A 23,407-nucleotide genomic window follows, 5' to 3' on the forward strand; every position below is an offset into this window, starting at 1 on the left:
CCTCCGTGGTGCACGCCGGGGGGGGGGGGGGGGGGAACCGCGCCGGGCCCCCCCCCCCCCCCTGCGCCCGGGCCCGCGGGGGGGGCGCGGGGGGGGCCCCCCCCCCCCCGCCCGGCGCGGGCCCGCCGTGTCGTACGCGCCCCGGGCGGGGACGGCCGGGGCGTCCACCGGGATGTCCACGACCGGCTGCTCCGGTGCGCCGATCGGCGGCACCGAGCCGTTCGGGGCGCCGGTGCTCGCCGCGACCACGGCGGCCGGGGTGCCGCCCCGCCGGCGTACCGCTCCCGGCAGCAGCGGGCGACCGCCGGCGCGCAGGGCGACCGCGGTCATCGGAACGGCCACGACCAGCAGCCCCGCCGCCAGGATCAGGCCCATCGCGGGGAACCCGGCCCGGTCCGCCAGCACGCTGCCGGTCAGCGGCCCCGCCGCCGTCCCCAGCGAGGACGCCGAACCGACCAGCACCGCCCAGCGGCCGCGCGGGTCGAGCGAGGCGGCCAGCCCGATCAGGTACGACAGGACGATCGGGTACAGCGTGTTCCAGGCGATCTCACCGGTCGCGAAGCCGACCGGCCCGGTCGCCGACGCGCTCACCACGACGCACCCGGCGATCAGCACGGTCCCGCCGCCGATGGGCACCGCCCGGCCCAGCCGCGGTCCCAGCGCCCCCGCGCCCAGGACCCCCAGCAGCCCGGCCCCCAGGGCCACGGCGAACACCGCGCCCACGGCGGTCTCGCCGAGGTGGGCCTGCGTCAGACCGATCCGCCCGCTGACTCCCCAGAGGGAGTTCTGCACGAGGGACCAGCAGGGCATGGCCGCGACCAGGACCAGGCCCAGGCGCAGATGCGGAGGACGGGGGGAGGCCGGGGCGTCGTGCCGGGCCGGCGCCGCGGCCGTACGGCCCGGGAGGCGGCCGGTCAGCGGCCAGACGGCGACGGCCGTCAGCGCGATCGCGGCCAGCGGCTGCCCGTGCCCGGGACCGAGGTGCGGGACCGTCAGGTAGACGGCGCCCGCGAGCGCGGAGACCCCGAGCAGGCCGAGCGCGGAGGCGCGGTGCGGGTCGGGCTGGGCGGCGATCCGGGTGGCGGCGACCGTCGTGGCCGTACCGGAGCCGAAGCCGCCGAGGACCGCGCCCGCGACCACCGCCGGTACGCCGCCGGCCAGCGCGGCCCCGCCGTACCCGAGGACGGCGAGCGTCAGCCCGATCCGGGCGAGGGTCCGCGCGCCGACGCGCTCGACGCGTGAGGCCAGCGCGAAGCCCGCCGAGGCCGAACTCAGCAGCAGCGCGCTGCCGACGGCGCCGGCCTGGGTGGCGGACAGCGGCAGCCCCGCGTCCAGTCGGCCGACGACGGTCGGCAGCAGGTAGGGGGCGAGGTACCCGGCCGTGAAGAGGGCGACGAGGGGCCAGGGCGTGGTGCGGCGGGAGAACACGGGCGTTCCAGGGCGTGCGGAGGCGGCGGCTCGGAAGGGGGGAGAGGGCGCCGACCGTCGACGGACAGGAACGCGCGGGAAATTTGTATCAAGCACGCAGTACGAGCAGAAGCGCGGGCCGGGTGATGTGGATCACTTCGCGTTTGTCGCGGGGCGAGTCGGGTAGGAGGGGCGGTCTCAGCGCCAGTTCACGGCCCCGCCGGCCCCCGGTGCCGTCGCCTCGATCCTCGCCCTGATCTCCCGCATCACCACGACGATCCGCCCCTCGTGCTCCGGCGTCAGCCGGGCCACCGGCACCGAGCAGCTGATCGCGTCCTGCGCGGGCACGTCGTAGCGCAGCGCGAAGCCGAAGCCGACGATGCCCGTGACGCCCTCCTCCCGGTCCACGGACCAGCCCCGCTCCCGCACCGCGGCCAGGTCGGCGAGGAGGGACTCCCGGCTCGTGTGCGACCGCGGGGTGAGCGCCTCGTACGGCCCCTCGGGCAGCTCCTCGTCGGGGCGTTCGGCCAGCAGTGCCTTGCCCAGCGCGCCCACGTGTGCGGGCAGCCGCCGTCCGACGCGGCTGAGGGTGCGCAGGTATGCGTGCGACTCGCGGGTCGCCAGATAGGCCACGTCCAGCCCGTCCAGCCGCCCCAGGTGGATCGTCTCGCCCAGCGCCTCGGACGCCTCGTCGAGGTACGGGCGCACCAGCCGGACGCGGGGGTCGGAGTCGAGGTAACTCGTGCCGGTCAGCAGGGCGTGGATGCCGATGCCGTAGAGGGACCCGGTGGTGTCCGTGCGCACCCAGCCCCGGCCGATCAGGGTCTGGAGCAGCGCGTACATCGAACTGCGCGGGACGCCCAGCTCGTCCGCCAGCTCCCGCAGCCGCGCCGGACGGTCCCCGCGCGCGGCGAGCAGCTCCAGCAGCTCGACCGTGCGCGCGGCCGACTTCACCTCGCGGACGCCGCCCTCCCCGTCTGTCTCCGGCATGCGCCGATCGTAATCCGGCCCGTCCGGCCCATTGACGGGTCCGGTTCGCCTATCTAACCTCCATCTTCATACATGAACAGTGTCTACATGGGGAGATGAGTGAGGGTGAGTCCCGACACCGACACGGCCCGGCGGCTGCGGGAGGGCATGGCGCGGGGGGTGCTGTCGTTCCCGCTCACGAGCTTCCACGGGGACGGCTCGCTCGACCCCGACGGCTTCCGCGCCCACGTCGCCGCCCAGCTCGCCACCGGCCCCGGCGCCCTCTTCCCCGCCTGCGGCACCGGCGAGTTCTTCTCCCTGGACGAGGACGAGTACCGGCGGGTCGTGACCATCGCCGTCGAGGAGGCGGCCGGCCGGATCCCGGTCGTCGCCGGCGTCGGGTACGGCTGGGCGCAGGCCGCCCGGTTCGCGCGCCTCGCCGAGGAGGCCGGCGCCGACGCCCTGCTCGTCCTGCCGCACTACCTCGTCGCCGCCCCGCAGGACGGGCTCGTCGCCCAGCTGGAGCAGATCGCCGCCCGCACCCGGCTGCCCCTCATCGCCTACCAGCGCGGTCAGGTCGCCTTCACCGCGGCCTCGCTGCGGCGGATCGCCGCCCTCCCGAACGTCATCGGCCTCAAGGACGGCCACAGCGACCTCGACCGCCTCCAGCGGCTCACCCTCGCCGCCCCCGAGGACTTCCTCTTCTTCAACGGCGCCGCCACCGCCGAGATGCAGGCCCGCGCCTACGCCGCCGTCGGCGTCCCCGCCTACTCCTCCGCCGTCCACGCCTTCGCCCCCGAGATCGCGAACGCCTTCTTCGCCGCGCTCCGGGACGGTGACCCGGGCACGGCCGACAAGCTGCTGCGCGACTTCTACGTCCCGTTCGTCGACCTGCGCGACCGGGTGCCGGGATACGCCGTGTCCCTGGTGAAGGCCGCGGCCCGGCTGCGCGGCCGGCCGGTGGGCCCGGTGCGCGCCCCGCTCACCGACCCGTCGCCCGGCGACCTCGCCGCCCTCGAAACCCTCCTGGGCACCGGACTCGGCCTCGTGGGAGCCGCCCTGTGAACCTCACCGTCGCCGACGTCCGGCTCACCCCGATCCTGGTCGCCGACCCGCCCCTGCTCAACACGCAGGGCGTGCACCAGCCGTACACCCCCCGGCTGATCGTGGAGGTCGTGACGGCCGACGGCGTCACGGGCGTGGGCGAGACCTACGGCGACACCAAGTACCTGGAGCTGGCCCGGCCGTTCGCGGACCGGCTCGTCGGCCGCCGGGTGAGCGACCTCAACGGCCTGTTCACGGTCGCCGACGAGCTGGCCGTCGACCGGTCCCGGATCTCCGGCCGGGTCGACGTGGGCGGTCTGCGCGGTGTCCAGACCGCCGACAAGCTGCGGCTGTCCGTCGTCTCCGCCTTCGAGGTCGCCTGCCTCGACGCCCTGGGCAAGGCGCTCGGCCTGCCCGTGCACGCCCTCCTCGGCGGCAAGGTGCGCGACGCCGTCGAGTACAGCGCCTACCTCTTCTACAGGTGGGCCGGCCACCCCGAGGGCGTGGCCGGCGAGAAGGACGACTGGGGCGCCGCCCTCGACCCGGCCGGCGTCGTCGCACAGGCCCGCCGCTTCACGGAGCGGTACGGCTTCACCTCCTTCAAGCTCAAGGGCGGGGTCTTCCCGCCGCGGGAGGAGATCGCGGCCGTACGCGCCCTCGCCGAGGCGTTCCCCGGCCACCCCCTGCGCCTGGACCCCAACGGGGCCTGGAGCGTGCCGACCTCGCTGGCCGTGGCGAAGGAGCTCGGGGACGTCCTGGAGTACCTGGAGGACCCCGCGCTCGGCACGCCGGCCATGGCCGAGGTGGCCGCCGGCACGGACGTACCGCTCGCCACCAACATGTGCGTGACGACGTTCGCCGAGATCGAGGAGGCGTTCACCGAGGGGGCCGTGCAGGTCGTCCTCTCGGACCACCACTACTGGGGCGGGCTGCGCAACACCCAGCAGCTCGCCGCCGTCTGCCGCGCCTTCGGCGTCGGCGTGTCCATGCACTCCAACACCCACCTGGGGATCAGCCTCGCCGCGATGACCCACGTCGCGTCCACCGTGCCCGGTCTCCACCACGCCTGCGACACCCACTACCCCTGGCAGTCGGAGGACGTCCTGACCGAGCGGGTGACCTTCGAGGGCGGCAGGGTCGCCGTCTCCGACGCGCCCGGCCTCGGCGTCGACCTCGACCGGGACGAGCTGGCCCTCCTGCACCGGCGCTGGCTCGACGACGACGGGACGCTGCGCGAGCGCGACGACGCGGCGGCGATGCGCGCCGCCGACCCCGCGTGGGTCGCCCCCGCCGTCCCCCGGTGGTGAACCTCCCCCTCCGCCGCGTCCCCGCCGCGCCCGGAACCGCCGGGGCCGGCGCGGGGACGCGGCGGCCCCGGCGCCACGGGAGGTGACGCGGGGGGCGGTTCGGGAGCGGGGGGCGGGGGCGCGGCCCGGAGGGGGCCGCGCGGGGCCGTGGGCGCGCCGTGCCGGTGATCCCGGCGCACCCCCGGTTTCCGGTGCGGGCGACGGCGCGGTGTCGGCGGCTTGGTGCACACTGGCCAGAACCGCACCACGTCAGGGAGCGCACCGTGACCGCGTCCGCCGCGTCCACCGGAGAGGGACACCACCGTCAGAGCTGCCATGCCGCCCGGGTCGACCCGCTGGCCGGCCTGCGCGCCCCCGGCGATCCGCCCTGGGACGTCTACCTGACCGGCACGGTCTTCCTCGACATCGTCTTCACCGGGCTCGACTCGGCGCCGGTGCGGGGAACCGAGTCCTGGGCGCGCGGGATGGGCTCGAGCCCCGGCGGCGTGGCCAACATGGCGACCGCGCTGGCCCGCCTCGGCCTGCGCACCTCCCTCGCCGCCGCGTTCGGCGACGACCACTACGGCGAGTACTGCTGGGACGCCCTGGAGCAGGGCGAGGGCATCGACCTCACCGCCTCCCGCATGGTCCCCGGCTGGCATTCGTCGGTCACCGTCTCCATGGCGTACGAGGGCGAGCGCACGATGGTCTCCCACGGCCACGAGCCGCCCCCCACGGAGCCCGCCCCCGCCTCCCCGCCGCACGCCCGCGCCGCCGTCGCCTCCCTGACCCCGGGCAAGCCGGCCCCGTGGATCGCGCAGGCCGCGAGCCGCGGCACCCGCGTCTTCGCCGACGTCGGCTGGGACGACACCGGCACCTGGGACCTGGCCGGCCTGGCCGACCTGGAGCACTGCGAGGCCTTCCTGCCGAACGCCGAGGAGGCCATGCGCTACACCGGCGCCGACTGCCCCCGCGCCGCGGCCCACGCCCTCACCGAGCACGTGCCGCTCGCGGTCGTGACGCTCGGCGCGGAGGGCGCGTACGCGGTGGACCGCCGGACCGGGGAGACCGCCGAGGTCCCGGCGATCGCCGTGGAGGCGCTGGACCCCACCGGTGCCGGGGACGTCTTCGTGGCGGGCTTCGTCACCGGCACCCTCGCCGGCTGGCCGCTCGCCGACCGCCTCGCCTTCGCCGGGCTGACGGCCGCCCTCTCCGTCCAGGAGTTCGGCGGCTCCCTCTCGGCCCCGGGCTGGTCGGAGATCGCGGCCTGGTGGCGCAAGGTGCAGTCGGTCGAGGCCCAGGACCCGCAGGCGCTGCGCCGGTACGCGTTCCTGGAGGGACTGCTGCCCCGGCGGGAGACCCCGCCCTGGCCGCTGCGCAGGGCGGTCCCGACGATCGGTTTCCGCCGCTCCGCATAGCCGGCGCCCCGGCGGCCCGGTGACAAAAGTCCTACGGCGTTGTCAGCCCTCTGGCGTACCCTTGAACTCGCCAGGCCGCCCTCGTGGCAGGCGAGACGCATCCGGGAGGACGTAGAGGCCTTCGGGCCGGCCTATGACTCAGACACCCACAGCTCAGACGCCCGCGCAGGGCAAGGCGAGAGCACAGTTCACGGTTCCCGCCCAGCACCCCATGGTCACGGTGCTGGGGTCCGGCGACTCCCTCCTGCGCGTGATCGAGACGGCTTTCCCGGCGGCCGACATTCACGTCCGGGGCAATGAGATCAGCGCGACCGGCGACGCACGGGAAGTCGCCCTCATCCAGCGCCTGTTCGACGAGATGATGCTGGTGCTCCGCACCGGGCAGCCGATGACGGAGGACGCAGTGGAACGCTCGATCGCCATGCTGCGGGCGAGCGAGAACGGGACGAGCGACGGCCAGGAGACCCCGGCCGAGGTACTGACGCAGAACATCCTGTCCTCGCGCGGCCGCACCATCCGACCGAAGACCCTCAACCAGAAGCGGTACGTCGACGCGATCGACAAGCACACGGTCGTCTTCGGCATCGGACCCGCGGGCACCGGCAAGACCTATCTGGCCATGGCCAAGGCGGTCCAGGCCCTCCAGTCCAAGCAGGTCAACCGCATCATCCTGACCCGGCCGGCGGTCGAGGCGGGGGAGCGGCTCGGATTCCTCCCGGGCACGCTGTACGAGAAGATCGACCCCTACCTGCGCCCGCTGTACGACGCGCTGCACGACATGCTCGACCCCGACTCCATCCCGCGCCTCATGGCCGCGGGCACGATCGAGGTCGCGCCGCTGGCCTACATGCGCGGCCGGACGCTCAACGACGCCTTCATCATCCTGGACGAGGCCCAGAACACGAGCCCCGAGCAGATGAAGATGTTCCTCACCCGCCTCGGCTTCGACTCGAAGATCGTGATCACGGGTGACGTGACCCAGGTCGACCTGCCGGCCGGCACCCGGTCGGGCCTGCGGCAGGTGCAGGAGATCCTGGAGGGCGTCGAGGACGTCCACTTCGCCCGCCTCACCTCCCACGACGTCGTACGGCACAAGCTGGTGGGCCGTATCGTCGACGCGTACGAGAAGTACGACACCAAGCACGGCACGGAGAACGGCACGCACAAGGGCGGCCGGGCGAAGTCCGGGCACAAGGGGAAGTAGACCGAGCACGACCATGTCGATCGACGTCAACAACGAGTCCGGAACCGAGGTCGACGAGCAGGCGATCCTCGACGTCGCCCGCTACGCACTCGCGCGGATGCGCATCCACCCGCTCTCCGAGCTCTCGGTGATCGTCGTGGACGCCGACGCCATGGAGCAGCTGCACATCCAGTGGATGGACCTGCCGGGGCCGACGGACGTCATGTCCTTCCCGATGGACGAACTGCGTCCGCCGAGCAAGGACGACGACGAGCCCCCGCAGGGCCTCCTCGGCGACATCGTGCTCTGCCCCGAGGTCGCGGCCAAGCAGGGGGCCGAGGCCCCGACCCGGCACTCCATGGACGAGGAGCTCCAGCTGCTCACCGTCCACGGCGTGCTGCACCTGCTGGGCTACGACCACGAGGAACCCGACGAGAAGGCCGAGATGTTCGGCCTGCAGGCGGCCATCGTGGACGGCTGGCGGGCGGAGAAGGGCCTGACCGGCCCCTCCCCGGCTCCGACCGTGTCATGAGCCCGACTCTCGTCGCCGGCGCGATCGCCCTGGTCGTCGTCGCCTGGCTCGCCGCCTGCGCGGAGGCGGGCCTCGCGCGCGTCTCCAGCTTCCGCGCCGAGGAGGCCGTCCGCGTCGGCCGGCGGGGCAGCGCCAAGCTCGCCCAGGTCGCCGCCGACCCCACCCGCTACCTCAACGTGGCGCTGCTGGTCCGCGTCGCCTGCGAGATGGCGGCGGCCGCGCTGGTCACCTACGCCTGCCTGAACGAGATCGACGGCACGGCCCCCGCGCTGCTCGCCGCGATCGGCGTGATGGTCCTCGTGTCGTACGTGGCCGTCGGCGTCTCCCCGCGGACCATCGGCCGCCAGCACCCGCTGAACACGGCGACGGCCGCCGCGTACGTCCTGCTGCCGCTGGCCCGGATCATGGGCCCGGTCCCGTCGCTGCTGATCCTCATCGGCAACGCGCTCACCCCCGGCAAGGGCTTCCGGCGCGGCCCCTTCGCCTCCGAGGCGGAGCTGCGCGCGCTGGTCGACCTCGCCGAGAAGGAGTCGCTGATCGAGGACGAGGAGCGCCGCATGGTGCACTCCGTCTTCGAACTGGGCGACACCCTCGTCCGCGAGGTCATGGTCCCGCGCACCGACCTGATCGTCATCGAGCGCTACAAGACCATCCGCCAGGCCCTCACCCTGGCGCTGCGCTCGGGCTTCTCGCGCATACCCGTGACCGGGGAGAGCGAGGACGACATCGTCGGGATCGTGTACCTGAAGGACCTGGTCCGCAAGACGCACATCAGCCGCGACGCGGAGACCGAACTCGTCTCGACGGCGATGCGGCCCGCCGCGTTCGTGCCCGACACCAAGAACGCCGGCGACCTGCTGCGCGAGATGCAGCAGGAGCGCAACCACGTCGCCGTCGTCATCGACGAGTACGGCGGCACCGCCGGCATCGTCACCATCGAGGACATCCTCGAGGAGATCGTCGGCGAGATCACCGACGAGTACGACCGCGAGCTGCCCCCGGTGGAGGAGCTCGGCGAGGACCGCTACCGGGTCACCGCCCGCCTCGACATCACCGACCTCGGAGAGCTGTACGGCCTGGAGGAGTACGACGACGAGGACGTGGAGACCGTCGGCGGTCTCCTCGCGAAGGCGCTGGGACGGGTGCCGATCGCCGGGGCGTCGAGCGTCGTCCCCCTGCCCGACGGCCGCGAGCTGCGGCTGACGGCGGAGGCCGCGGCCGGCCGCCGGAACAAGATCGTGACGGTGCTGGTGGAGCCGCTGAAGCGGGCGGAGCCCGCCGGGGAGGAGACCCCGGAGTGACCCCGCGGGAGCTGCGTGCCCTCTGCCTGTCCTTCACCGCGGCCGTGGAGGACTTCCCCTTCCGGCCGGAGATCTCGGTCTTCAAGGTCGGCGGCAAGATGTTCGCACTGAGCTGGACGGACGAGCGGCCCCTGCGGGTCAACCTCAAGTGCGACCCCGAGGACGCGGTCCGGCTGCGCACCGACCACCCCGGACTGATCACCCCCGGCTACCACATGAACAAGCGGCACTGGAACACGGTGACCGTCGACGGAGGCCTCCCGGACCGGCTGGTCCGCGAGCTCGTCGAGGACTCGTACGACCTGGTCGTCGCCGGTCTGCCGCGCGCCGAGCGGCTCCGTCTCGACCGTCCCTGAGGGCGGGCGGCCCGCACGGCCCGCCCGCGCCGTGCGCGGCGCGGACCGGCATCGGGCTCGCGGGAGCCGCGCCGGGGAGCCGCCCGTGGCGGCCGGGCGGGCACCCGTGACGGGGCCGGCGCTCCCGTCCTCCGTATGCTCGGGGCATGACCGACAGCAACGCGCTCGACGCCGAAGACCGCAAGATCGTCACCCTCGCCCGTTCCGCGCGCGCCCGCAACGGGGTGCCGGAGGGGGCCGCCGTACGGGACGAGACGGGACGCACCTATGTCGCCGGGACGGTCGCCCTGCCGTCGCTGGAGCTGAGCGCGCTGCGGACGGCGGTGGCCATGGCGGTGGCGTCCGGGGCGAAGTCGCTGGAGGCCGCCGCCGTCGTGACGGAGGCGGACGGGGTCTCCGACGAGGACCGGGCCGCCGTCGCGGACCTGGGCGGCCCGGGCACCCCCGTGCTGGTGGCCGCGCCGGACGGGACGGTCCGGCTCACCGTCTCCGCCGGCTGACGCCCAGGGGGGAACCCGGCGGGAACACGACCGTGCCGGGTCCCGCCCCGCCCGCACCGGACGGCGGACCGGGCGGCCGCCGGGGACGCTCCCGCCGCCCACCGCCGGCTCCCGGTACCGGGCCGCGGCGCCGGCACGACGACGATCTCCCCCCCCCCCCCGCACCGCGCTCCGGTGGCGGGGGCGCCCCGAAGGAACGGGCCCGAGGGAACGCCGGGCGACGACGCGCGCGGCTCCGCCGCAGGGCGTGACCGGCCACGACGCCCCCGCGCCCGCCCCCGTACCCGGAGGCCGGACCGGACCGGCGGAGCCTAGAGCGCGTCCGGGCCCCGCTCGCCCGTCCGCACCCGCACCACCGTCTCCACCGGCAGCGCCCACACCTTGCCGTCGCCGATCTTGCCGGTCTGCGCGGCGCGCACGATCGCGTCGATCACGGCGTCGGACTCCGCGTCCTCGACGACGACCTCGATGCGGACCTTGGGCACCAGGTCGACCTGGTACTCGGCACCCCGGTACACCTCGGTGTGGCCGCGCTGGCGGCCGTACCCGCTGGCCTCGGTGACCGTCAGGCCCCGCACACCCAGCTCCTGCAGGGCCGTCTTCACCTCGTCGAGGCGGTAGGGCTTGACGATCGCGGTGATGAGCTTCATGCCTGCGGCTCGGCCTTCCGGACGGAGGAGGGGACGGAGTGGGTGACCGGGGCGCCGTGGCCCAGGACGCCGTGATCGTATGCCGTCTCGGCGTGCACCGTAAGGTCCAGGCCGGTGTGCTCCTGGTCCTCGTCCGCCCGGAAGCCCATCGTGCGGTCGAGCAGCTTGCCGATGCCGTAGGTGACGCCGAAGGCGTACGCCCCCACGGCGACGACGGCCACCAGCTGCCTGCCGAACTGGGCGAGGCCACCGCCGTACAGCAGGCCCTCCGGGCCGCCGGTCATCGAGTCGACCGCGAAGACGCCGATGAGCAGGGTGCCGATGACGCCGCCGACGAGATGGACCCCGACGACGTCGAGCGAGTCGTCGTAGTCCAGCTTGAACTTCCAGCTCACGGCGTACGAGCAGACGACGCCGGCGGCCAGGCCGACGACCAGGGCGCCCGGCAGGGACACCGAACCGCAGGACGGGGTGACGGCGACCAGGCCGGCGACGGCGCCGGAGGCCGCGCCCAGCGTGGTGGGGTGGCCGTCGCGCTTCTGCTCGACGAACAGCCAGCCCAGCAGGCCGGTGCAGCCGGCGGCGAGGGTGTTGAGGAACACGGCGGCGGCCAGGCCGTCGGCGCGCAGGGCCGAGCCCGCGTTGAAGCCGAACCAGCCGAACCAGAGCAGGCCCGCGCCGAGGACGACCATGGGGAGGTTGTGCGGACGCATGGCGTCCTTCTTGAAGCCGAGGCGCGGGCCGAGGACCAGGCAGAGCGCGAGACCGGAGGCGCCGGAGGTGATCTCCACGGGGAGACCGCCCGCGAAGTCCAGAGCGCCGAGCCCCTCCAGGACCCAGCCGCCGGGGCCCCAGACCCAGTGGGCGACGGGAACGTACACGAGCAGCGCCCAGACCGGGACGAACACCATCCAGGCCGCGAACTTCGCGCGGTCCGCGATCGCGCCGCTGACCAGGGCGGCGGTGACGATCGCGAAGGTGAGCTGGAAGGTGGCGAAGAGGAGGGTGGGGACCGTGCCGTGGACGCTGTCCGGGCCGAGGCCCGCCATGCCCGCGTGCTCCAGCCCGCCGACCAGCCCGCCGCCGATGTCGTCCCCGAAGGCGAGGGAGTAGCCGGCCGCCAGCCACACCACCGTGACCAGCGCGATCGACACGAAGCTCATCATCAGCATGTTGAGGACGCTCTTCGTGCGGACCATGCCGCCGTAGAACAGGGCCAGACCCGGGGTCATCAGCAGGACGAGGGCGGTGGCGGCGAGCAGCCAGGCGGTGTCACCGGTGTTCACGGGCGCGGCGGCGAGGGTCACGGGCGTCTCCAACGGGGCGGGGGCTCGTCAGAGGGTCTTCGGCGCGCGTTTCCGGTCGCGTACGGGTGTGTTTCCGTGACGTTTCGTTGCGGGCGGGTTTCCGGAACCTCACCGGGCGGGGCGGGCCCGCTCGTGTGTGCGGCGGGGCTCCATGAATCAGGGAGAATGGGGGCCATGAGCGTTCGTAACCAGTCATCCGAGCAGTCGGCCGGGACCCTGCACCGTGCCGGCTTCGCCTGTTTCGTGGGCCGCCCCAACGCGGGCAAGTCCACCCTCACGAACGCTCTGGTCGGGAAGAAGGTGGCGATCACCTCCAACCGTCCGCAGACCACCCGGCACACGGTGCGCGGCATCGTGCACCGCCCGGACGCGCAGCTGATCCTGGTGGACACGCCGGGCCTGCACAAACCGCGCACCCTGCTGGGCGAGCGGCTCAACGACGTGGTCCGCACCACCTGGGCCGAGGTCGACGTGATCGGCTTCTGCCTGCCCGCCGACCAGAAGATCGGCCCCGGCGACCGGTTCATCGCCAAGGAACTGGCCGGGATCAAGAAGACCCCGAAGGTCGCGGTCGTGACGAAGACCGACCTGGTGGACGGCAAGGCGCTCGCCGAACAGCTCATCGCGATCGACCAGCTGGGCAAGGAGCTGGGCATCGAGTGGGCGGAGATCATCCCGGTCTCGGCGGTCGGCGACCAGCAGGTCGAGCTGCTGGCCGACCTGCTGGTCCCCATGCTGCCGGAGGGGCCCGCCCTCTACCCCGAGGGCGACCTGACCGACGAGCCCGAGCAGGTGATGGTCGCCGAGCTGATCCGCGAGGCGGCGCTGGAGGGCGTCCGCGACGAACTCCCGCACTCCATCGCCGTGATGGTGGAGGAGATGCTCCCGCGCGAGGACCGCCCGGCGGACCGGCCACTGCTCGACATCCACGCCAACATCTACATCGAGCGCCCCAGCCAGAAGGGCATCATCATCGGCCCGAAGGGCCGCCGCCTGAAGGACGTCGGCATCAAGTCCCGCAAGCAGATCGAGGCACTGCTCGGCACCCCCGTCTTCCTGGACCTGCACGTGAAGGTCGCCAAGGACTGGCAGCGGGACCCGAAGCAGCTGCGCAAGCTGGGGTTCTAGGCAGCCGGGGTACCGGACGGCCGGGTTCTAGGCGCCCTGGGGGGACATGTCCTGCAGGCCCACCACCCGCAGCAGTCGCAGCCGTTCGTAGGCGTCCGTGCCCGGGCGGGCCGTGTGGACGATCAGCAGCTGGTGGTGCTCGTGGCTGAGCAGGACCTGGCAGTCCAGTTCCAGGAGGCCCACCAGCGGGTGCTGGAAGCGTTTCACGGCCCCGTGGCGCAGGGCCACCTCGTGGGTGTCCCACAGGCGCGCGAACTCCTCGCTGGCCGCACGCAGTTCGGCGACCAGCGCGGCCGGCTCCGGATCGTCGGGGCGGGCGGCGGCCACCACGCGCAGACTCGCCACGTGGGCGCGGGCGTGGTGCGCGCGGTCCTCCTCCGGGAACAGGGCGCGGGCGTCCGGGTCCAGGAAGAACAGGCGGGTGAGGTTGCGCTCCCGCCGGGGGCGGGACATCACGTCGAGGGTCAGCGCCCTGGCCATCGCGTTCTGGGCCAGCACCTCACCGCAGTCGGTCACCACCTGCGCCGGTGTGTCGTGCAGGCGGTCCAGGATCAGCATCAGGCCGGGGGAGACGTGCGTCGACGCCGTCCCCCGGCGCGGGGGCTCCTCGCCGGCCAGGTGGAACAGGTGGTCGCGTTCGTCGTCGGTGAGGCGCAGGGCGCGGGCCAGCGCCGTCAGCGTCTGCCGGGAGGGGCGCGGGCCGCGGGACTGTTCCAGGCGCGCGTAGTAGTCGACCGACATGCCCGCCAGCTGCGCCACCTCCTCGCGGCGCAGGCCGGGCGTACGGCGGCGGGCACCCGGCGCCAGGCCCACGTCCGACGGGTTCAGGCGGGCACGGCCGCGGCGCAGGAAGTCGGCGAGTTCGAGTCGGTCCACCTTTCCAGGCTGCGGCATCCGGCCCTCCTCAACCAGGGACCGCCGATCCCATGATCGACGGGTCTCTCCCGGTCGCCTCCGTCCCGTCCGAGGGTGGTGTCACCGGTCGGAGAGCGAAGGAGCAGATCATGCTGACACTGGTGACGGGTACGACGGGGCAGGTCGGCCGGCGGTTCGTGCCGAGGCTGCTGGCGCAGGCCAGGCCGGGGGAGAGGGTGCGGGTGCTGGTGCGGGACGCGGCCCGCGGGGAGCGGTTCGCGGAGCTGGGCGCCGAGGTCGTGGTCGGGGACCTCCGGGACGTGGAGGCGCTCGGCAAGGCGGTGGCCGGGGCGGACGCGGTGGTGAACGTCGCGGCGTCCTTCCGCGGAGTGCCCGACGAGGAGGCGTGGGCGGTCAACCGGGACGCGGCCGTGGAGCTGGGCCGTGCCGCGCTGGCCTCCGGGGTGCGGCGGTTCGTGCAGGTCAGCACGGGGTTGGTGTACGGCGTCGGGCGGGGGCGCCCGCTGACGGAGGAGGACGAGGTCCGGCCCGGCGGGGCGATGTGGGGGGCCTATCCCGAGTCCAAGGCCGAGGCGGAGCGGGAACTGCTCGCGCTGGAGGGGCTGGACGTGCGGATCGGCCGGCTCCCCTTCGTCTACGGCGAGGGCGATCCGCACCTCGCGCAGTCCATGAGGTGGGCCCGGAACTGGGCGGCGACCCAGCGGCTGCACATGGGCCATCACGCGGACGTCGCCCAGGCCCTGCTGCGCCTGCTGCACGCGCCGGGCGCCGTCGGCCGGATCCACAACATCGCCGACGACGCTCCCGTCACCGCGGTGGAGCTGCACCAGCTCAACGGCGTCGAGGTCCCGGCGGAGCTCCACACCCGCACCGACCCCGACCCGTGGGCCGGGATCGTCTCCACCGACCGCATCCGCCGGGAACTCGGCTACCGCCCCCTGTACCCCAGCGTCCACACGGCCCGGGACGCCGGAGCCCTGTGAACCCGGGCCCGCCGGGGTCCGGTCCGCCGGGGCGCCGTCACCTCTGCGCCCGCAGGACGTCCCGCAGCCAGCCGTAGGACGCCTTCGGGGTGCGCCGGAGCGTCGTGCGGTCCACGTGGACCAGGCCGAAGCGGCGCGCGTAGCCCTCCGCCCACTCGAAGTTGTCCAGCAGCGACCACACGAAGTAGCCGCGCACGTCCACGCCCGCCTCCATCGCCTCGTGCAGGGCGCGGATGTGGCCGTCCAGGTAGGCGATCCGGGCCTGGTCGTCGAGGCCCTCGTAGGAGCAGCCGTTCTCGGTGATGACCACCGGCGGGAGGCGGTCGCCGTAGCGGTCCTCGAAGGCGGTGAGCAGTTCGGTGAGGCCCTCGGGGACCACCGGCCAGCCGAAGTCCGTCACCGGGACGCCCTCGATGTCCCGGACGGAGAAGGGAAGTTCGGCCGGCATGGTGATCCCGCCGAACTCGATCTCGGTGCCCTGCGGGGCGCCCACCCTCGTCGGGGCGTAGTAGTTGATCCCGTACCAGTCGAGCGGCTCGCCGATGACCTCCAGGTCCGCGGCGACGTCGCCCGGCATCAACGCGCCGATGCCCTCCGGGTACGCGCCCAGCAGGAGCGGTTCGGCGAACAGCCGGTTGAGCAGGAGGTCGTAGAAGGCCGCCGCCTCCAGGTCGGCCGGCTCCCGGGACGCGGGCCAGGTCGGGCCGTGGGAGTTGGCGACGCCGATGTCCGTGGCGCCGGCCGCGCGCAGGGCCCGTACGGCCAGACCGTGGGCCAGGAGCTGGTGGTGGGCCACCGGCAGCGCGTCGAAGAGCAGCCGCCCGCCGGGGGCGTGGGTGCCGAGCGCGTGGCCCAGCAGGGTGTGCTCGGCGGGCTCGTTGAGGGTGATCCACTTCCGGACGCGGTCGCCGAGCCGGCCCACGACCACCGACACGTACTCGGCGAAACGCGACGCGGTGTCCCGCTCCAGCCAGTCCAGGTCCGCCGGGAGGTCCCAGTGGAAGAGGGTCGGCACGGGGCGGACCCCCGCCGTCAGCAGCTCGTCGACGAGACGGTCGTAGAAGTCCAGGCCGCCGGGGGAGTTCACCCTCGGCCAGGAGACCGAGAAGCGGTACGCGTCCACGCCGAGGTCCGCCAGGAGCGCCACGTCCTCGCGGTAGCGGTGGTAGTGGTCGCAGGCCACCGCCGCCGTCGAGCCGTCCTTCACCCGCCCCGGCTCGGCCGTGAAGGCGTCCCACACGGACGGCTCGCGCTCCTCCGCCGCGCCCTCGATCTGGTGGGCGGAGGTCGACACGCCCCACAGGAAGCCGGCCGGGAACCGGGGTATCGGGTTCGTCGCCATGCGCCGGATCATCCGCACCACCGGTGACGGAAGTCAACGGGCGGGCCCGCAGGGCGAGTCAAGCGCCCTCCTTCAGCACTCTGGAGATCAGCCTCCGCTGTTCCCCGGTGAGCCGGGGATCGGCCGCGTACACCGTCCGGCCGTCCACCGTGATCTCGTAACGGAAGCCGTCCGGCACACCGGCCGGCGGCACGCTCCGGCCGGCGGCGACCGCCTGCTCGGCCAGGGCGTGCCACTCGTGCGCGTCGGGCTGCTCCGAGGTGTCCACCTCGGCCTGCCGCTCGATGCCCGCGAAACCGCCCGTGCGCCTCACCCGAATACGCATGGGTCCCTGTCTACCGGTCGGTCAGAGAATCCGCACCCCCACCTGCTCCCACGCCTTCGACACGGCCTGGAACTCGTCCCCGCCGTCGCCGAAGCGCTCCCGGGCGGCCTTGACGGTCAGCCCCGCGAAGTCGGTGAAGAGGGCCCTCTCCGACAGCTCCCCGCCGGTGAGCACGTCGTACCAGATCCGGCCGGCCTTCTCCCAGGCGAAGCCGCCGAGGGCGGTGGCGGCCAGGTAGAACGCGTGGTTGGGGATGCCGGAGTTGATGTGCACCCCGCCGTTGTCGCGGCCGGTGCGGACGTAGTCGTCCATGGTCGCGGGCTGCGGGTCCTTGCCGAGGACGTCGTCGTCGTACGCGGTGCCCGGGGCCTTCATCGAGCGCAGGGCCGAACCGCTGACGCCCGGGGCGAGGATCCCCGCGCCGACCAGCCAGTCGGCCTCGGCGGCGGTCTGGCCGAGCGAGTACTGCTTGATGAGGGAGCCGAAGACGTCCGACATCGACTCGTTGAGGGCGCCCGGCTGGCCGTAGTAGGTGAGGTTCGCCGTGTACTGGGTGACGCCGTGGGCCAGCTCGTGGCCGATCACGTCGACGGACTGGGTGAAGTCGACGAAGATCTCGCCGTCGCCGTCGCCGAACACCATCTGCTCGCCGTTCCAGAAGGCGTTGTTGTAGTCCTCGTCGTAGTGGACCGTGGCGTCCAGGGGCAGGCCGTCGCCGTCGATGGAGTGGCGGCCGTAGGCCTTGAGGAAGAGGTCGAAGGTGGCGCCGAGGCCGGAGTAGGCGCGGTTGACCGAGGCGTCCTGGCCGGGGTCGTCGCCCTCGCCGCGGACCTTGGTGCCGGGCAGGTCGGTGCCGTGTCCGGCGTCGTGGACCGAGCGCAGCGGACGGTCCGAGGGCGCCTTCGCCGTCGGGCCGGCCCACAGGCCGAACTCGGTGGTGACCCGGCGCCGGGAGCGCAGCTCGCTGTCGCGGACCAGGGTGCGCCGGGCGGGGCGGGAGAGGGCGGGGTCGTCGTGGCGCGCCAGCCGGTCGAGGACGTGGGGCGGTACGACGGTGCAGAAGACGGGCTCGAAGCCCCCGTGAGTCGTCATGCCCGGCACCCTTGCACTCCGTGACGACGCTGTCACGAGCTGCAACCATGATCGGTGAAAAACGGTGACAAAGGGCCGAGAGCGGTGCGGGTGAGTGGTATACGGCACGTTTCACCCTATTGGTTCCGCCGGTCCCGCATACTGGAACAGGCCCGCGTGCCCGATGCCGCTCGGCTACAGTGCGGAGCATCATGATTTTCGGGCTGCTTCTCCTTAGCTGCCGCGGCGAGGGCCTGTAGTCGAGGCCGACCCCCTCCCCGCGGAGCTTGGTGTTGCGTCGTCGGCCGTCCTTCCGGACACCCTGAGGAGCCACCGCATCATGGCGAACCGCCAGAAGCCCAGCACCATGCCGATCCACAAGTACGGCCGGTACGACCAGGTCGACCTCCCCGACCGCGGCTGGCCGAACCGGCGGATCACCGCCGCACCCCGCTGGCTCTCCACGGACCTGCGCGACGGCAACCAGGCCCTGATCGACCCGATGTCGCCCGAGCGCAAGCGCCGGATGTTCGACCAGCTGGTCAAGATGGGCTACAAGGAGATCGAGGTCGGCTTCCCTGCCTCCGGCCAGACCGACTTCGACTTCGTGCGCTCCATCATCGAGGAAGAGGGCGCGATCCCGGACGACGTCACCATCTCCGTACTGACCCAGGCCCGCGAGGACCTGATCGAGCGGACCGTGGAGTCCCTGAAGGGCGCCAGGCGCGCGACCGTCCACCTGTACAACGCCACCGCCCCGGTCTTCCGCCGGGTGGTCTTCCGCGGCTCCAAGGACGACATCAAGCAGATCGCCGTCGACGGCACCCGCCTGGTGATGGAGTACGCCGAGAAGCTGCTGGGCCCGGAGACCGAGTTCGGCTACCAGTACAGCCCGGAGATCTTCACCGACACCGAGCTGGACTTCGCGCTGGAGGTCTGCGAGGCGGTCATGGACGTCTACCAGCCCGGCCCGGGCCGCGAGATCATCCTCAACCTGCCCGCCACGGTGGAGCGTTCGACCCCGTCGACGCACGCGGACCGCTTCGAGTGGATGGGCCGCAACCTCTCCCGCCGCGAGCACGTCTGCCTGTCGGTCCACCCGCACAACGACCGCGGCACGGCCGTGGCCGCCGCCGAGCTGGCGCTGATGGCCGGCGCCGACCGCGTCGAGGGCTGCCTGTTCGGCCAGGGCGAGCGCACCGGCAACGTCGACCTGGTCACCCTGGGCATGAACCTGTTCTCCCAGGGCGTCGACCCGCAGATCGACTTCTCCGACATCGACGAGATCCGCCGCGTGTGGGAGTACTGCAACCAGATGGAGGTCCACCCGCGCCACCCGTACGTGGGCGACCTGGTCTACACGTCCTTCTCCGGCTCCCACCAGGACGCCATCAAGAAGGGCTTCGACGCCATGGAGGCCGACGCGAGGGCCAAGGGCGTCACGGTCGACGACATCGAGTGGGCGGTCCCGTACCTGCCGATCGACCCGAAGGACGTCGGCCGCTCCTACGAGGCCGTCATCCGCGTCAACTCGCAGTCCGGCAAGGGCGGCGTCGCGTACGTCCTGAAGAACGACCACAAGCTGGACCTGCCCCGCCGGATGCAGATCGAGTTCTCGAAGATCATCCAGGCGAAGACGGACGCCGAGGGCGGCGAGGTCACCCCGAAGGACATCTGGGCCGTCTTCCAGGACGAGTACCTGCCGAACCCGGACAACCCGTGGGGCCGCATCCAGGTCCGCGCCGGCCAGACGACCACCGACACGGACGGCGTGGACACGCTGACCGTCGAGGCCACCGTCGACGGCGAGGACACCGTCCTGACCGGCTCCGGCAACGGTCCGATCTCGGCCTTCTTCAACGCCCTGGAGTCCATCGGCGTCGACGTGCGCCTGCTGGACTACCAGGAGCACACGATGAGCGAGGGCGCCTCCGCCCAGGCCGCCTCGTACATCGAGTGCGCGATCGGCGACAAGGTCCTGTGGGGCATCGGCATCGACGCGAACACGACGCGTGCGTCGCTGAAGGCGGTCGTCTCGGCCGTCAACCGCGCGACGCGCTGACCACCCTGGACGGGAGTTCCGGGGCCCCGACCGCCGACGCCGGCGGTCGGGGCCCCGTCGTTTCTCGGCCATTCGGACGTGGAGGTCACGGAAAGGTCTCGTACGAGGTGCTGACTCCGCCTCTTCGATGTGGCTAACATCACGCAAGCGTGCGGCGATGTTGCCGCACGGTTACGGAGGTGCGACGTGCTGCCAGGACGGGGACGAGACGGCCGTGCCACCGGGCTTGCCCGCGTGCTGGGCATCCGCACCGCGTGGACACCCGTCGGGGACGGCGAGTTCTTCTGCCCCGGCTGCGGCGGCGACCGCAACTACCAGCGGCTGACCGGCCACCGCCGCCTCACCCTGCTGGGCGTGCCCGTGCTGCCGCGCGGCGCGAGCGGGCCGGTCGTCGAGTGCGCGGCCTGCCGGCGCCACTTCGGCACCGACGTCCTCGACCACCCCACCACCACCCGCTTCTCCGCGATGCTCCGCGACGCCGTCCACACCGTCGCCCTCGCGGTCCTCTCGGCGGGCGGCACCTGCGCCCGCACGGCCCTGGAGACGGCGGCCACGGCGGTGCGCGCGGCCGGGTTCCCGGAGTGCACCGAGGAGCAGCTCGCCGCCCTCGTCGACGCCCTCGCCGCCGACACCGGCCGCGCCTGCGGCGAACCCTGCGCCCCCGGGCTCGCCATAGAGCTCCACGAGGCCCTCGACCCGCTCGCCCCGCACCTCGCGCCGGCCGGCCGCGAGTCGATCCTGCTGCAAGGGGCCCGGATCGCGCTGGCCGACGGGCCGTACACCCCCGCCGAGCGGGAGGCGCTGGCCACCGTCGGCGCGGCCCTGACCATCCGCGCGGACGACGTGTCCCGGCTGCTGGCGGCGGCGCGCACGCCGTCCTGACGCCCCCGGGGAGCGACCGCCCGCCGCCCCCGCCGCGGTACGGTCCGCCCCGCCCTCCCGTCCGGCGACCGCGCCCTCCCGTGCCGGACGTCCGCGAGCCGCGACCGGACGTCCGGCACGGGAGGGAGGCCCCGACGCGTGGGGGCCGGGACGACGCAGGGCGAGCGCGTCATCCCCCGGGTGGCGCGGGCGCCGCGGGCGGGCGCGCCGGCGGGCGTCCCGCCGTCCGCCGCGAGACCCGCCGACGTCCGGCACGACCGGGTCACCGGCTGCCTGCCCGCGAGCGCCGACCCCGCCAGGGCGCCCGGCACGGCTCACAGGAGTCCGGCCTCGATCAGGTGCCCCTGCACCCGCTCCACCTCCTCCTGCGTCAGCGGGATCTGGGGTTCGGCCGTGACGGGGCAGGCGATCACGCCCTGGAGGTGGAGCGCCGCCTTGAAGGCGCCGATCGCCGCCGAGCCGGCGCCCATCCGGGCCGGGTCGCCGGCCCGCACGATGCCGAACAGGGCGCACAGCCGTTCCTGTTCGGCGCGCGCCCGTTCCGCCTCGCCGGCGCGGCAGAGGCGGTCGAGACGGACGTAGCCCCGCGGGTCGACGTTGGCGAGACCGGGCACCGCCCCGTGCGCGCCGAGCGCGAGGGCCGCGTCGACGAGCAGCTCGGACCCGGTCAGGACGCTGAAGCCGGGGTACGCCCGCGCCCCGGCGACGATCCGGCGGAAGTCCCCCAGATCGCCGCTGGAGTCCTTCAGCCCGGCCAGCACACCGTCGGCCGCCAGCTCCAGGACGACCTCGGCGGGGAGCTTGGTGCGGACGGCGACCGGCAGGTCGTAGGCGAGGACGGGCACCGGGCTCGCGGCGGCGACCAGCCGGTAGTGGCGGGCGATCTCCGCCGGGTGGGTCCGGGGGGAGAACGGGGAGATCACCACGACCGCGGCCGCGCCCGCCCCCGTGACGGACGCGACCTGGTCGAGCACCCGGGGCGTCGTCATGTCGATCGCCCCGGCCAGCACCGGGAGCTGTCCGCCGACGTGCGCCGCGGTCGCCTCCACGACCAGCCGGCGCTGCCGGTCGGTCAGGAACGCGGCCTCCGACGTCGTACCGAGCACGAACAGCCCGTCCACCCCCGCCGCCACGAGGTGGTCGACCAGCCGCAGCAGCGAGTCCACGTCGACCTCCCGCTCCGGTGTCAGGGGTGTGCACAGGGGCGGGACGACACCGGTCAGCGGGGCGGGGAACGGCACGGGAACTCCCTGGCGGCTGCGACGTACGGGCGACCAGGGAAGTCTCCCCCGCCTCCGCCCTACGGAAGGGTCTTCTCGTACGTCTCGTCCGTGTCGGAGTCGTAGACCAGCTTGCCGGAGGCGTCGAAGCCCTTGATGTGCGGCGCCAGCGTGACCTGCTGGTTGAGGATGCCGGCGGCGACGAACCAGCCGCCGTCCAGGGTGGCCGTGGTGTCGCTGTCGCCGTAGGAGACGGTCACCTCGGCCACGGACGGCTCGACCGTGCCGATGACGCCCCAGCGGAACGGCAGCTTCCAGTGGCCCTTGTCCAGGAACGACTGCTGGTACAGCTTGCCGCCGTTGATGTCGGACACCACCGTGCCGGTGGGACCCGCGTCGGGAGAGCCGATGTTGATGCCGGCCACCTCGCCGTCCTTGATGTTGCAGATCAGCCGGACGTCGGTCTTCTCCTTCACCGCGACGACGTAGTGGCCGTCGCCCGGCGCGTTGGTGTCGCCGGTGCTGCGCATCGCCAGCAGGATCCGGTAGTCCCCGGCCTCGCCCAGGTAGTCCGCCTCGAGGCCGCCCGACGGCTTGGCGTCGTCGTAGGCGATGCACTTCTCCAGCCCGTCCGCGGCCTGCTCGGCGGTCACCCCGTCCAGCAGCATCCCCCCGGCGGCCGCCTGCTCGGAGGCCTTCGCGGTGGGGCTTCGGGGGGCGCTGACCGACGACATCGGCGTCGCCGTGTCAGCGCCCCCTCCCCCGTTCCCCCCGGCCACGGCGTACGCCCCCGGCACGGCGGCCAGCGCCACCAGTGCCGCCCCCGCCACCGCGATCCGCCGCCGCCGCAGCACCGCGCCCCGCCGGCGGATCGCCGGGTAGGGCGCGGGAGAAGGCTGGATGGTGTAGGCGTCGTCCGTCATCATGTCCCTCACGAGTTCCTCGAAGTCCCGTTCGTCGTCCGCGTGGTGGTTCACTTTCCGCCTCCCCGCCCGGACACGGCACGGCCCTCGCGGGCCAGTCCCGGGTACGTGCGCAACTTGGCCAGCCCCTTCGACGCCTGGCTCTTGACCGTCCCCGGCGAGCAGCCGAGCACCTCGGCCACCTCCGCCTCGGAGAGGTCCTCCCAGTACCGAAGGACCACCACCGCCCGCTGCTTCGCGGGCAGCAGGGCCAGCCCGGCGAGCAGGGAGCCGCGTTCCTCCACCTGCCCGACCGCCTCGTCGCGCCCCGGCGTCTCGGGCGGCGCCGCGGTCAGCGCCTCGGCGACCCGCCGCTTGCGGAACCGGTCGCTGTTGCAGCTGACCAGCATCCGGCGGACGTACGCCTCCGGGCTGTCGCTGCGCGCGATCCGCCGCCAGGACCGGTACGCCTTCGCCAGCGCCGTCTGCGTCAGGTCCTCCGCGTGGTGGGCGTCGCCCGTGAGCAGATACGCGGTGCGGACCAGCCGCGTCCACCGCGCCCTGACGAACTCCTGGAACTGGGCCTCAAGTTCGGCCTGCATCAAGCTCCCTCCTCGCCCTCCAGACCACCGGTCCGGCGGAATCGGTTGCCCGGGAATCGCG

General features: G+C 73.5%; 23 protein-coding genes. 12 read left to right on the forward strand and 11 right to left on the reverse strand.

Features of this window, described 5'->3' with window-relative positions:
- Both ACH4F6_RS08520 and ACH4F6_RS08525 read right to left on the reverse strand, forming a co-directional pair.
- The coding region (locus tag ACH4F6_RS08520; RefSeq protein ID WP_397959142.1) for an MFS transporter at window positions 1-1,428 on the reverse strand (1,428 nt) is incomplete at its 3' end.
- Window positions 1,429-1,605: 177 nt separating this feature from the next.
- On the reverse strand, window positions 1,606-2,397 hold the full coding sequence (locus ACH4F6_RS08525) for an IclR family transcriptional regulator (RefSeq protein WP_397959143.1): 792 nt from the start codon (window positions 2,395-2,397) through the stop codon (window positions 1,606-1,608).
- A 105-nt stretch (window positions 2,398-2,502) separates the two neighbouring features.
- Here ACH4F6_RS08525 and ACH4F6_RS08530 point away from each other — a divergent pair, with 105 nt between their 5' ends.
- The 8 genes from ACH4F6_RS08530 (at window position 2,503) to ACH4F6_RS08565 (ending at window position 9,996) form a co-directional block, all read left to right on the forward strand.
- Complete coding sequence (locus tag ACH4F6_RS08530) at window positions 2,503-3,441, forward strand: 5-dehydro-4-deoxyglucarate dehydratase (protein ID WP_397959144.1); 939 nt, start codon at window positions 2,503-2,505, stop codon at window positions 3,439-3,441.
- Window positions 3,438-4,727: a glucarate dehydratase family protein gene (locus tag ACH4F6_RS08535; protein ID WP_397959145.1), complete on the forward strand. Its 1,290-nt coding sequence runs from the start codon at window positions 3,438-3,440 to the stop codon at window positions 4,725-4,727. The genes ACH4F6_RS08530 and ACH4F6_RS08535 overlap by 4 nt, the downstream gene beginning before the upstream one ends.
- Window positions 4,728-4,990: 263 nt before the next feature.
- Window positions 4,991-6,124 (forward strand): carbohydrate kinase family protein, encoded by a 1,134-nt coding sequence (locus ACH4F6_RS08540; protein ID WP_397959146.1) that lies wholly within the window; start codon window positions 4,991-4,993, stop codon window positions 6,122-6,124.
- Window positions 6,125-6,257: 133 nt separating this feature from the next.
- Window positions 6,258-7,328 (forward strand): PhoH family protein, encoded by a 1,071-nt coding sequence (locus ACH4F6_RS08545; protein ID WP_397959147.1) that lies wholly within the window; start codon window positions 6,258-6,260, stop codon window positions 7,326-7,328.
- A 13-nt stretch (window positions 7,329-7,341) separates the two neighbouring features.
- A complete protein-coding gene (gene ybeY / locus ACH4F6_RS08550) occupies window positions 7,342-7,839 on the forward strand; it encodes an rRNA maturation RNase YbeY (RefSeq protein ID WP_384658078.1) in 498 nt (165 codons plus the stop codon).
- Entirely contained in the window at window positions 7,836-9,140 is a 1,305-nt protein-coding gene (locus ACH4F6_RS08555; RefSeq protein WP_397959148.1) for a hemolysin family protein, read from the forward strand. The genes ybeY and ACH4F6_RS08555 overlap by 4 nt, the downstream gene beginning before the upstream one ends.
- Window positions 9,137-9,496: an MmcQ/YjbR family DNA-binding protein gene (locus tag ACH4F6_RS08560; protein ID WP_397959149.1), complete on the forward strand. Its 360-nt coding sequence runs from the start codon at window positions 9,137-9,139 to the stop codon at window positions 9,494-9,496. The genes ACH4F6_RS08555 and ACH4F6_RS08560 overlap by 4 nt, the downstream gene beginning before the upstream one ends.
- Window positions 9,497-9,642: 146 nt before the next feature.
- Window positions 9,643-9,996 carry a cytidine deaminase gene (locus ACH4F6_RS08565; protein ID WP_397959150.1) on the forward strand — a complete coding sequence of 118 codons (354 nt, stop codon included), beginning with the start codon at window positions 9,643-9,645 and terminating at the stop codon, window positions 9,994-9,996.
- Between the two features lie 311 nt (window positions 9,997-10,307).
- On the opposite strand, the gene ACH4F6_RS08570 is transcribed toward ACH4F6_RS08565, so the two are convergent.
- The gene (locus tag ACH4F6_RS08570; RefSeq protein WP_397959151.1) at window positions 10,308-10,646 is read right to left on the reverse strand and encodes a P-II family nitrogen regulator; all 339 of its coding nucleotides are present in this window, start codon (window positions 10,644-10,646) and stop codon (window positions 10,308-10,310) included.
- Window positions 10,643-11,953, reverse strand: a complete 1,311-nt coding sequence (locus tag ACH4F6_RS08575) for an ammonium transporter (RefSeq protein WP_397959152.1) — start codon at window positions 11,951-11,953, stop codon at window positions 10,643-10,645. Before ACH4F6_RS08575 ends, ACH4F6_RS08570 begins: the two co-directional genes overlap by 4 nt.
- A 174-nt stretch (window positions 11,954-12,127) precedes the next feature.
- Here ACH4F6_RS08575 and era point away from each other — a divergent pair, with 174 nt between their 5' ends.
- A complete protein-coding gene (gene era, locus ACH4F6_RS08580; RefSeq protein WP_397959153.1) occupies window positions 12,128-13,081 on the forward strand; it encodes a GTPase Era in 954 nt (317 codons plus the stop codon).
- Window positions 13,082-13,108: 27 nt separating this feature from the next.
- Here era and ACH4F6_RS08585 read toward each other — a convergent pair whose 3' ends face one another.
- Entirely contained in the window at window positions 13,109-13,957 is an 849-nt protein-coding gene (locus ACH4F6_RS08585) for a helix-turn-helix transcriptional regulator (RefSeq protein ID WP_397959336.1), read from the reverse strand.
- 128 nt (window positions 13,958-14,085) lie between these two features.
- Here ACH4F6_RS08585 and ACH4F6_RS08590 point away from each other — a divergent pair, with 128 nt between their 5' ends.
- Window positions 14,086-14,940, forward strand: a complete 855-nt coding sequence (locus ACH4F6_RS08590) for an NAD-dependent epimerase/dehydratase family protein (protein WP_397959154.1) — start codon at window positions 14,086-14,088, stop codon at window positions 14,938-14,940.
- 37 nt (window positions 14,941-14,977) lie between these two features.
- Here ACH4F6_RS08590 and ACH4F6_RS08595 read toward each other — a convergent pair whose 3' ends face one another.
- Genes ACH4F6_RS08595 through ACH4F6_RS08605 form a run of 3 tightly spaced genes read right to left on the reverse strand, consistent with a single transcriptional unit; the run spans window position 14,978 to window position 17,699 of the window.
- Window positions 14,978-16,294: a GH1 family beta-glucosidase gene (locus tag ACH4F6_RS08595; protein ID WP_397959155.1), complete on the reverse strand. Its 1,317-nt coding sequence runs from the start codon at window positions 16,292-16,294 to the stop codon at window positions 14,978-14,980.
- A gap of 46 nt (window positions 16,295-16,340) precedes the next feature.
- Complete coding sequence (locus tag ACH4F6_RS08600; protein WP_397959156.1) at window positions 16,341-16,607, reverse strand: protealysin inhibitor emfourin; 267 nt, start codon at window positions 16,605-16,607, stop codon at window positions 16,341-16,343.
- A gap of 21 nt (window positions 16,608-16,628) precedes the next feature.
- On the reverse strand, window positions 16,629-17,699 hold the full coding sequence (locus ACH4F6_RS08605; RefSeq protein WP_397959157.1) for a M4 family metallopeptidase: 1,071 nt from the start codon (window positions 17,697-17,699) through the stop codon (window positions 16,629-16,631).
- Between the two features lie 319 nt (window positions 17,700-18,018).
- Between ACH4F6_RS08605 and leuA the strand changes: the two genes are divergently transcribed.
- Window positions 18,019-19,740 (forward strand): 2-isopropylmalate synthase, encoded by a 1,722-nt coding sequence (leuA, locus tag ACH4F6_RS08610; protein WP_397959158.1) that lies wholly within the window; start codon window positions 18,019-18,021, stop codon window positions 19,738-19,740.
- Between the two features lie 186 nt (window positions 19,741-19,926).
- On the forward strand, window positions 19,927-20,622 hold the full coding sequence (locus ACH4F6_RS08615) for a TerB family tellurite resistance protein (protein ID WP_397959159.1): 696 nt from the start codon (window positions 19,927-19,929) through the stop codon (window positions 20,620-20,622).
- Window positions 20,623-20,936: 314 nt separating this feature from the next.
- Here ACH4F6_RS08615 and ACH4F6_RS08620 read toward each other — a convergent pair whose 3' ends face one another.
- Genes ACH4F6_RS08620 through ACH4F6_RS08630 form a run of 3 tightly spaced genes read right to left on the reverse strand, consistent with a single transcriptional unit; the run spans window position 20,937 to window position 23,346 of the window.
- A complete protein-coding gene (locus ACH4F6_RS08620; protein WP_397959160.1) occupies window positions 20,937-21,863 on the reverse strand; it encodes a dihydrodipicolinate synthase family protein in 927 nt (308 codons plus the stop codon).
- 59 nt (window positions 21,864-21,922) lie between these two features.
- On the reverse strand, window positions 21,923-22,819 hold the full coding sequence (locus ACH4F6_RS08625; RefSeq protein ID WP_397959161.1) for a hypothetical protein: 897 nt from the start codon (window positions 22,817-22,819) through the stop codon (window positions 21,923-21,925).
- On the reverse strand, window positions 22,816-23,346 hold the full coding sequence (locus ACH4F6_RS08630) for a SigE family RNA polymerase sigma factor (RefSeq protein WP_397959162.1): 531 nt from the start codon (window positions 23,344-23,346) through the stop codon (window positions 22,816-22,818). Before ACH4F6_RS08630 ends, ACH4F6_RS08625 begins: the two co-directional genes overlap by 4 nt.
- Between the last annotated feature and the right edge of the window lie 61 nt (window positions 23,347-23,407).

Source organism: Streptomyces sp. NPDC017936, assembly GCF_044328485.1.
GTDB lineage: Bacteria > Actinomycetota > Actinomycetes > Streptomycetales > Streptomycetaceae > Streptomyces.